Origin of the sequence: Vibrio sp. Vb1018, assembly GCF_033338775.1 — a bacterium.
Lineage (GTDB): Bacteria > Pseudomonadota > Gammaproteobacteria > Enterobacterales > Vibrionaceae > Vibrio > Vibrio alginolyticus.
Genome location: NZ_JAWOTI010000031.1, coordinates 42733 through 51655, shown reverse-complemented (window position 1 = coordinate 51655; position 8923 = coordinate 42733). Strand labels below are relative to the sequence as shown.

Sequence of the window (8923 nt, the reverse complement as noted above, 5' to 3'; positions counted from 1 at the left end):
ATGCCAGGCGACAACGTACAGATGACTGTAGAGCTAATCGCACCAATCGCAATGGACGAAGGTCTACGTTTCGCGATCCGTGAAGGTGGCCGTACAGTAGGTGCTGGTGTTGTTGCTAAGATCTTCGACTAATTCATAACGAATTAAACGAAATCTTGCACTGTTCTTCTTTTTGAAGAAAGCGCATCGAAAAGGGAAGCTTAGGCTTCCCTTTTTCATTTCTAGATTACATTTAGTTATAAGTGTTGAAATAAAAGACGTCACTTTTTCGATTTAAAAACAGAGTTTTACCGGCTTTGTTTCTTAACGCTTTTACTCACCCCTCTTAACCCTTTGATCTTTTCCTGCAGCGGTAAAATCGTTATAACCAAATATTCTGAGCGGACACCATAATGCGACTGGTAACAAGAACTATTCTTGTTTATATTGTTTGTCACAGATTAGTTTTATAGGTTTTTTGAGTATGTACGTTTGTCTTTGCCATGGTGTCTCCGACAAAAAAATTAGGAAGTTGGCGATAGATGAAGGCGTAACAGATATTAAAGGAATCAAAAAGTGCACGGCATTGGGCAGCCAATGTGGTAAGTGCATCAGACAGGCCAAGGAAATTTTAGCGGAAACTAGTTACACGGAATTTAAACAAGCCAGCTAATTGCTGTAAGTATGCAGTAATTATTTGCCTTACATTTTGACACCTTCTCATTTGCTTCTACATTTAAATGAAGCCAAAGAGGAGGGTTTTGTCATGAAAGGCGATCCAATCATCATTCAACATCTCAATAAAGTGCTCGGTAACGAGCTCGTCGCTATTAATCAGTATTTTCTTCACGCCCGAATGTATAAAGACTGGGGCTTAAAGCACCTAGCAGACAAGGAATATCACGAATCTATCGATGAGATGAAGCATGCCGATCATCTAATTGAGCGTATTTTGTTCCTTGAAGGCCTACCGAACCTACAAGATTTAGGTAAGTTGATGATTGGTGAAGATACCAAGGAAATGCTCGAGTGTGATTTAAAGCTTGAAATGGCGGCTATTCCAGATTTAAAAGATGCGATTGCCTACGCTGAAGACATTCGAGATTATGTGTCTCGAGATCTCTTCCAAGATATTCTTGAAGATGAAGAAGAACATGTTGATTGGCTAGAGACGCAACTTGGCTTGATTGAAATGTCTGGTATTGAGAATTATCTCCAAGCGCAATACGTGGACGAAGAGTAACGATACTTTCTGAGTTTGCATACTCCAATAATAGTAAGAAGAAAGAGCACCTGACTCGAAAATCAGGTGCTTAACCCCGTTATCTGGTCTAATCTCTTTTATTATCGGCTTTTTAAGGATATTGCTCGCAATCTTGCCTATGAAGTTTGATTTCTATCCGATAGAATTTATGCCCCCTTACCTAAAAATAAAAAAGAGAAACGTCCATGTCTGAAGACAACCACCAAGCAGCCACTCCAGAAGAAGAACATCGCCAAAAAGCATTGGATTACCATGCTTATCCAACTCCAGGAAAGATTGCTGTCGAACTGACAAAGCCTGCGGAAACGGCGGGTGATCTTGCCCTTGCTTACAGCCCTGGTGTTGCAGAGCCAGTGCGTGAAATCGCACAAAACCCGGATAACGTGTACAAGTACACTGCAAAAGGGAACATGGTTGCTGTTATTTCTAACGGTACCGCTATTCTAGGTCTAGGTAACCTAGGTCCACTTGCATCTAAGCCAGTGATGGAAGGTAAAGCGTTACTGTTTAAGCGTTTTGCAGGTCTTGACTCTATTGATATTGAAGTTAAGCACCGCACGATCGATGAATTTGTTGATACTGTTGCGAGCATTGCAGACACTTTTGGCGGTATCAACCTTGAAGATATTAAAGCACCAGACTGTTTTGAGATTGAAAAACGTTTGATTGAACGTTGTGATGTACCAGTATTCCACGATGATCAACATGGTACTGCTATTGTAACGGCAGCGGGTATGCTGAATGCAATCGAACTTCAAGGTAAGAAACTTGAAGATTCAACAATTGTTTGTCTTGGCGCTGGCGCTGCCGCTGTAGCGTGTATGGAGCTTCTGATCAAATGCGGCGCGATGCGCGAAAAAATCTACATGCTAGATCGCAAAGGTGTGATTCACACTCGTCGTGATGATCTTAATGAATATAAGCAGCTATTTGCGAACAATACAGATAAGCGCACACTAGAAGACGTGATTGAAGGTGCAGATCTGTTCCTAGGTGTATCTGGTCCAAACCTATTGCCAGCGGAAGCGTTGAAGTTGATGGCAGATAAGCCAATCGTATTCGCATGTTCTAACCCGGATCCTGAAATCAAGCCGGAACTTGCTCACGCAGTTCGTGATGACTTGATCATGGGTACTGGCCGTAGTGATTATCCTAACCAAGTTAACAACGTATTGTGTTTCCCATTCATTTTCCGCGGTGCTCTTGATGTGCGTGCAAGTGAAATCAATGATGAAATGAAACTTGCAGCCGTTGAGGCGATTCGTGAGCTAGCAAAAGAGCCTGTACCTGAAGCCGTATTGAAGGCTGCAGGTGTTGATAAGCTAGAGTTTGGTGCGGACTATATTATTCCAAAACCAATGGATTCACGTTTGCTACCACGTGTTGCAAAAGCGGTTGCTCAGGCGGCGGTTAATTCAGGTGTAGCTCGTATCGAGATGCCTGAAAACTACATGGCAGAGTAATATATCTTTCAGATGTGATACACAAAAATGGGACGCTATTGCGTCCCATTTTTTATGTCATTCATTTGGCTCGAGGCAAGAGTTATTACCTGAAACCTCTTATCAGGCTTTTTTATTCTTCGTCGAATGACTCAAATTCGATGCCCATTTCCGTCATCAGCGCTTTTACTTCTGTTGGAATATCATCAGGACGGTCTTTACGAAGGTCTTCATCTGTCGGAAGTGGCTGACCTGTGTACGCGTGCAAAAATGCCTCGCATAGCAATTCGCTATTGGTTGCATGGCGTAAGTTATTGATCTGACGGCGAGTACGCTCATCAGTTAGCACCTTTAAAACTTTTAGCGGGATAGAGACGGTAATTTTTTTTACTTGTTCGCTTTTTTTGCCGTGCTCTGCATATGGGCTAATGTATTCGCCATTCCAGTCAGCCATTGCACACCTTCATTTATGTAATCGGTTAAAAATAATTTAGGTGCTGATTTTAGCTGCATTTACCGCCATAAGCAAAGACATATAGACGTCTAGAAGTGTTGACGTCTCATTTTTTGACGAGTAAAGTGAACATAACAGCAAAGGAAGCGTGTTGATCACTTTATGTTACTCATTAGATATAGCGCATTCCTATTTAGAAGTCATTACCCGTGAAAGGATACACCCATGAGCACTCGCAAACCTGCGACCATTGCAGTACGCACTGGTATTGAATCAGACAGCCAATATCATGCTGTCGTTCCACCTATTTATCTTTCCACTAACTATGGTTTTCCTGCTTTTGGTGAAGTGCCCAAGTATGATTACACACGATCTGGTAATCCAAACCGCGGACTGTTGGAAAGTGCGCTATCTGAACTTGAGTCTGGAAAAGGAGCGGTTGTTACTAACTGCGGTACGTCGGCATTAAATTTATGGGTTTCCGCTTTTCTCGGCCCAGATGATCTCATTATTGCTCCTCACGATTGTTATGGTGGTACCTATCGTCTTTTTAATACCCGAGCTAACAAAGGCGATTTTAAGGTTCAGTTTGTCGATCAATCAGACGAACAGGCTTTAGATGCTGCATTGGCACAAAAACCAAAACTCATTTTGCTAGAAACTCCGTCAAACCCTCTGGTTCGCGTAGTGGATATTGCAGCTACTTGTGAAAAAGCGAAACAAATCGGCGCGTTAGTTGCGGTGGACAATACCTTTTTGACACCCGTGTACCAAAAACCTTTAGAGCTAGGTGCGGATTTTGTTATCCACTCCACAACAAAGTACATCAACGGTCATTCGGACGTAATTGGTGGAGTAATCATCACCAACACAGAAGCGCATGCAGAAGAGCTTGCATGGTGGGGTAATTGTATTGGTGCAACGGGCACACCTTTCGATAGTTACATGACACTGCGAGGTATTCGTACGCTTGCTGCTCGTATGAGAGTACATGAAGAGAGCTCACAGCAGGTACTAGCTTACCTACAGAAACAAGCGTTAGTTAAAACTATCTATCATCCAAGCCTGCCGGAACATCCAGGTCACGACATTGCTAAAAAGCAGCAAACGGGCTTTGGCTCTATGTTGAGTTTTGAGTTTGCTGGTTCGTTTGAGCAGTTAAAGGTGTTTGTGAAAGAGCTCCAACTGTTTTCATTAGCAGAGTCATTAGGTGGTGTAGAAAGTTTGATTTGCCACCCAGCATCCATGACGCACCGTGCAATGGGTGAGGAGGCGCTGGCGGAGGCTGGGGTCTCTCATCAACTATTGCGTTTGTCTGTCGGTTTGGAAGATGCACAAGACCTCATCACAGATTTAGAACAAGCGTTCGCTAAAGCTACCCAGTAATAGGAGACGATAACAATGACTGTACAACGTCAGCTGCATAAGTTTGGTGGCAGTAGCTTAGCAAACCCAGAATGCTACTTACGCGTTGTGGGTATTCTCAAGGAGTATTCGACAGAAAATGATCTGGTGGTCGTCTCTGCTGCAGGAAAAACCACTAACCGCTTGATTGAGTTTTTGGAAGGGTTAAATAAAGATGGCCGAATTGCGCATGAAGCGCTTCAAAGCTTAAGACAGTTTCAAACTGAGCTAATAGAAAGCTTGTTGGAGAGTGAAGCAAAAGAAGAGCTGTTAGCTTTATTACATGATGAGTTCAGTACTCTCTCGGAGCTGACTGCACCACTCACTAATGCGCAAAAATCTGCGGTACTGGGACACGGAGAAGTATGGTCTGCTCGCCTATTGGCCGCGTTATTATCTCAACGTTCTATCCCTGCGGTTGCACAAGATGCACGAGCGTTTTTACGTGCAGAAGCGGGAACTCAACCAGAGGTTGATCGCGCTCGTTCATACCCTTTAATTAAAGAGATCCTCGCGCAGCATAACCATAAACGTGTGGTAATTACTGGATTTATGGCTCAGAACGAGGCAGGAGAAACCATTCTACTTGGTCGTAACGGCTCTGACTATTCTGCAACGGTCATAGGCGCGCTTGCTGAAGTCAGTACTGTCACGATTTGGAGTGATGTTGCTGGTGTCTATAGTGCCGATCCACGTTTGGTGTCTGACGCTTGTTTATTACCGTTACTTCGATTGGATGAAGCCAGTGAACTTGCTCGCTTAGCTGCCCCAGTGCTACACAGTCGTACGCTTCAGCCTGTGGCGCAAAGTACCATGGACCTTAATCTCAAGTGTAGCTATCTGCCAGAGTCGGGTTCTACTCGTATTGAGCGTGTATTGGCATCTGGTCGTGGCGCTAAAATTATTACTTCACTGGATGATGTTTTATTGGTGCAGTTGTCTTTCATGCATGGGCACGACTTCGAAAAAACACAGAGTGATGTATTACAAGCGTTGCAGCGCGCGCAATTAGAGCCACTGGCATTTGAAGCTCAATCCGATCAGCACACGCTACGCTTGGCTTACACCGCAGAAATCGCCGGTGGTGCATTGAAACACTTGCAAGAGCTTGCGGTAGAGGCAGAAATTAAGCTAAAAGAAGGTTACTCGCTCTTAGCCGCGGTAGGTGCAGGCGTTACGAAAAACGCCAATCATTGCTTTGGCTTTTATCAGAAGCTAAAGCACTCTCCGGTAGAATTTATCTCTGAAACAGACTCAGGACTGAGCCTAGTCGCTGTTTTGCGCCGTACTGATACCGAGGCGTTGGTTCAAACGATTCATAGCCAGTTGTTCCAAGCGCAAAAACGCGTGGCAGTGGCTTTATGTGGCAAGGGTAATATTGGTTCTAGTTGGTTAAATTTATTTGCGACGCAAAAAAGTGAGCTCGAAAAACGTCATGGTATGAGCTTTGATCTTGTCGCGGTTGTGGATAGCCAAACCTATTGGTTCGATGAGCAAGGTATTGAGGCGGCGAGTGTTGCTGAACGATTTGATGATGAAAGCATAGCAAACAATGGGGATTGGCTGGCACGTTTGGGAGCACTTAAAAGCTATGATGAAGCCGTCGTGCTTGATGTTACCGCGAGTAAAGAGTTAGCTCAGCGCTACGTAGAAATCGCACAGCAAGGCATTCATTTGATTTCCGCTAACAAAGTGGCCGGTTCCGCAGATAGTCAGTACTACCATCAGGTTCAAGATGCATTCGCTAAAATTGGTCGTCATTGGCTATACAACGCAACGGTTGGTGCTGGGTTACCGATAAACCATACCGTGCGAGATCTTCGTGAAAGTGGGGATGAAATCGTCGCTCTATCGGGGATTTTCTCGGGGACGTTATCATGGCTGTTCCAACAGTTTGATGGTTCTGTGCCATTTAATGATTTAGTCGATCTTGCTTGGCAGCAAGGGTTAACCGAACCTGACCCTCGTTCTGATTTAGATGGCTCCGATGTAATGCGTAAGTTAGTCATCTTGGCTCGAGAGTCGGGCCTAGATATAGAACCAGACAGCGTTAAAGTTGAGTCTTTGGTTCCAGAAGAATTAAGAGAACTGAGCTTAGATGATTTCTTCGATAATGGAGCGTTGTTGAGTGAAATACTTCAAGAGCGTCTGACAAAAGCACAGAGAAACGATCAAGTGCTTCGCTATGTGGCGCGTTTAGAAAAAAATGGTAAAGCAACGGTGGGAGTCGAAGCGTTATCTCGTGAGCACGCGCTCGCCAACTTATTGCCATGCGATAACATTTTTGCCATAGAGAGCAAGTGGTACAAAGATAACCCTCTGGTCATTCGAGGACCAGGCGCAGGCAGAGAAGTGACAGCCGGCGCTATTCAATCCGACCTCAACCGATTGGCTGGTTTATTTTAAAGTTGCGATTGACCTAAAAACCCTGGAATTAATCCAGGGTTTTTTATTCCCCTATCAGTGCCATACTGAAGTCATAACCCGTGCAAAATGGTGAGATGATGCTCAAGTAGAAACTTGAACTATCTTCATTATTAACTTGAGAAAAATTCATAATTACAAGGTTGACATTAAATCGTATTCAATACATTCTGTAGACATATAGACGTCTAAACGTCGATTTTAAGGATTTGTTTTCGTGGCGGAGTGCCGCAGGGAGAGTAAGATGGGATATACGCACGCAGGCCATATCGACGCCTTGAACCAGAATATTGCTGAGTTATCAGATAACATCAATGTATCGTTTGAGTTTTTTCCGCCAAGCAGCGCTAAGATGGAAGAAACACTTTGGAATTCAGTGCACCGTCTTAAAACGCTTCAACCTAAATTTGTTTCTGTGACTTACGGTGCGAACTCCGGCGAGCGTGACAGAACACACTCCATCATTAAAGAAATTAAAGCAACAACCGGATTGGTTGCCGCTCCCCATCTCACTTGTATTGATGCGACTCGTGAAGAGCTGATTAATATTGCCGATGATTATTGGAACAATGGTATTGAAAATATCGTCGCTCTGCGTGGTGATATTCCTCCAGGTGGCGGTGCGCCTGATATGTATGCCTCGGATTTGGTTGAGCTGCTGAAATCACGCCACGATTTCGATATCTCCGTTGCTGCATTCCCTGAGGTTCACCCTGAAGCTAAAAGCGCACAGTCTGACTTATTGAACCTAAAACGTAAGGTAGATGCAGGTGCAAACCGTGCTATTACTCAGTTCTTTTTTGACGTTGAGTCTTACCTGCGATTCCGTGACCGTTGTGTCGCAGCAGGAATTGACGTAGAGATTGTGCCAGGAATTTTGCCTGTATCGAACTTTAAGCAAGCTTCTCGCTTTGCGGCACAGAACAATGTGAAAGTACCAGGATGGATGAGCAAACAATTCGATGGCTTGGATGATGATCCGGTGACTCGCCAGCTTGTAGGAGCTAGCCAAGCTATTGATATGGTGCGTGTACTGAGTCGTGAAGGGGTTAAGGATTTTCACTTCTACACACTAAACCGTGCAGAGATGACTTACGCGTTATGCCATACGTTGGGTGTTCGTCCTCGCGCAGTAGTCGGTGCGTAAACCTAGTTTCAAAAAGATAAAAGGCTTGCCAAGTGGCAAGCCTTTTTCGTTTTATCAAAGCAAAAGGAGTTTAACCAATCACTTCAAGTTCAGTTAGAACTTCTTCTGCCCAAGTGATCCAAGTTTCACGTAACAGTAGGTTACGGCGAAGCGTTAGACGTTCTAGGCGAGCTTGTTTATCTAAAGTTGACGGCGTTGCGTAGTAAGCCGCTTCAATTTCTTTGTAGTGAGAAACCAGTTTGCGAGACTCTTCAACTAGCTCGGCGAGTTGGTCACGGAATGGAGCCGCTGGTTGAACGGCACATGCCATCAATTTCGCTGAAAACTCATCACGAACTGTTGGGTGTGCAGTTGGTTGATCAAACCACTCTCCTAAAGCGCTGCGACCAGCGTCTGTAATGGAGTAAACCTTGCGGTCTGGTTTGCCTTCTTGGGGTTCTAATACGCAAGTAACCAGTTCTTTCTCAGCCATTTTGTTGAGTTCACGGTACACCTGTTGGTGGCTTGCTTTCCAGAAGTAACCGATGCTAGCAGAGAATTCTTTAGTGATATCGTAACCGGTTGCGTCGCGAGTGCTAAGAACAGTTAAGATTACGTGTGGTAATGACATGTCTTCAATCCAAATGGTCAATAAACTTGTAAACAAGCTACTTATACTTTCAGCTGCGCTCTTACTGGCACTTGAGTTTTTTAATGTATAAGTAGCACCAACAATGTTGGTCCTGTCACCTTAAAGCCGTTTATCACCTAGAGAGATGGGGAGTCCCATCAAGGCTGGAGCAGGTATGATTGGATTTATGAGCTCTCAG

8 protein-coding genes and 1 pseudogene are annotated in these 8923 nt (G+C 44.3%); 7 read left to right on the top strand and 2 right to left on the bottom strand.

The window, feature by feature from the left end:
• The 4 genes and pseudogenes from tuf to R7Z10_RS22245 all read left to right on the top strand — a co-directional run.
• A pseudogene (gene tuf, locus R7Z10_RS22260) lies at positions 1 to 132 on the top strand (elongation factor Tu); the annotation flags it as partial.
• Positions 133 to 463: 331 nt separating this feature from the next.
• On the top strand, positions 464 to 652 hold the full coding sequence (locus R7Z10_RS22255; protein WP_005381360.1) for a (2Fe-2S)-binding protein: 189 nt from the start codon (positions 464 to 466) through the stop codon (positions 650 to 652).
• A gap of 93 nt (positions 653 to 745) precedes the next feature.
• Entirely contained in the window at positions 746 to 1222 is a 477-nt protein-coding gene (gene bfr / locus R7Z10_RS22250; RefSeq protein ID WP_005381359.1) for a bacterioferritin, read from the top strand.
• Between the two features lie 206 nt (positions 1223 to 1428).
• Positions 1429 to 2706 (top strand): malic enzyme-like NAD(P)-binding protein, encoded by a 1278-nt coding sequence (locus tag R7Z10_RS22245; protein ID WP_005381358.1) that lies wholly within the window; start codon positions 1429 to 1431, stop codon positions 2704 to 2706.
• 112 nt (positions 2707 to 2818) lie between these two features.
• Here R7Z10_RS22245 and metJ read toward each other — a convergent pair whose 3' ends face one another.
• A complete protein-coding gene (metJ, locus tag R7Z10_RS22240) occupies positions 2819 to 3139 on the bottom strand; it encodes a met regulon transcriptional regulator MetJ (RefSeq protein WP_005381353.1) in 321 nt (106 codons plus the stop codon).
• Positions 3140 to 3364: 225 nt separating this feature from the next.
• Here metJ and R7Z10_RS22235 point away from each other — a divergent pair, with 225 nt between their 5' ends.
• The 3 genes from R7Z10_RS22235 to metF all read left to right on the top strand — a co-directional run bounded on the left by R7Z10_RS22235 (position 3365) and on the right by metF (position 8114).
• A complete protein-coding gene (locus R7Z10_RS22235) occupies positions 3365 to 4525 on the top strand; it encodes an O-succinylhomoserine (thiol)-lyase (protein WP_005382793.1) in 1161 nt (386 codons plus the stop codon).
• 15 nt (positions 4526 to 4540) lie between these two features.
• Positions 4541 to 6949 (top strand): bifunctional aspartate kinase/homoserine dehydrogenase II, encoded by a 2409-nt coding sequence (locus tag R7Z10_RS22230; protein ID WP_213969083.1) that lies wholly within the window; start codon positions 4541 to 4543, stop codon positions 6947 to 6949.
• 262 nt (positions 6950 to 7211) lie between these two features.
• Positions 7212 to 8114 (top strand): methylenetetrahydrofolate reductase, encoded by a 903-nt coding sequence (metF, locus tag R7Z10_RS22225; protein ID WP_005381345.1) that lies wholly within the window; start codon positions 7212 to 7214, stop codon positions 8112 to 8114.
• Positions 8115 to 8184: 70 nt separating this feature from the next.
• On the opposite strand, the gene R7Z10_RS22220 is transcribed toward metF, so the two are convergent.
• Positions 8185 to 8724, bottom strand: coding sequence for a PadR family transcriptional regulator (locus R7Z10_RS22220; RefSeq protein ID WP_005382791.1), 540 nt, complete (start codon positions 8722 to 8724; stop codon positions 8185 to 8187).
• Positions 8725 to 8923 lie beyond the last annotated feature (199 nt).

Bases quoted from the DNA above. Each gene is read 5' to 3' on its own strand.
- R7Z10_RS22255 (WP_005381360.1), top strand. From the start codon at position 464: ATGTACGTTTGTCTTTGCCATGGTGTCTCCGACAAAAAAATTAGGAAG.
- bfr (WP_005381359.1), top strand. From the start codon at position 746: ATGAAAGGCGATCCAATCATCATTCAACATCTCAATAAAGTGCTCGGT.
- R7Z10_RS22245 (WP_005381358.1), top strand. From the start codon at position 1,429: ATGTCTGAAGACAACCACCAAGCAGCCACTCCAGAAGAAGAACATCGC.
- metJ (WP_005381353.1), bottom strand. From the start codon at position 3,139: ATGGCTGACTGGAATGGCGAATACATTAGCCCATATGCAGAGCACGGC.
- R7Z10_RS22235 (WP_005382793.1), top strand. From the start codon at position 3,365: ATGAGCACTCGCAAACCTGCGACCATTGCAGTACGCACTGGTATTGAA.
- R7Z10_RS22230 (WP_213969083.1), top strand. From the start codon at position 4,541: ATGACTGTACAACGTCAGCTGCATAAGTTTGGTGGCAGTAGCTTAGCA.
- metF (WP_005381345.1), top strand. From the start codon at position 7,212: ATGGGATATACGCACGCAGGCCATATCGACGCCTTGAACCAGAATATT.
- R7Z10_RS22220 (WP_005382791.1), bottom strand. From the start codon at position 8,724: ATGTCATTACCACACGTAATCTTAACTGTTCTTAGCACTCGCGACGCA.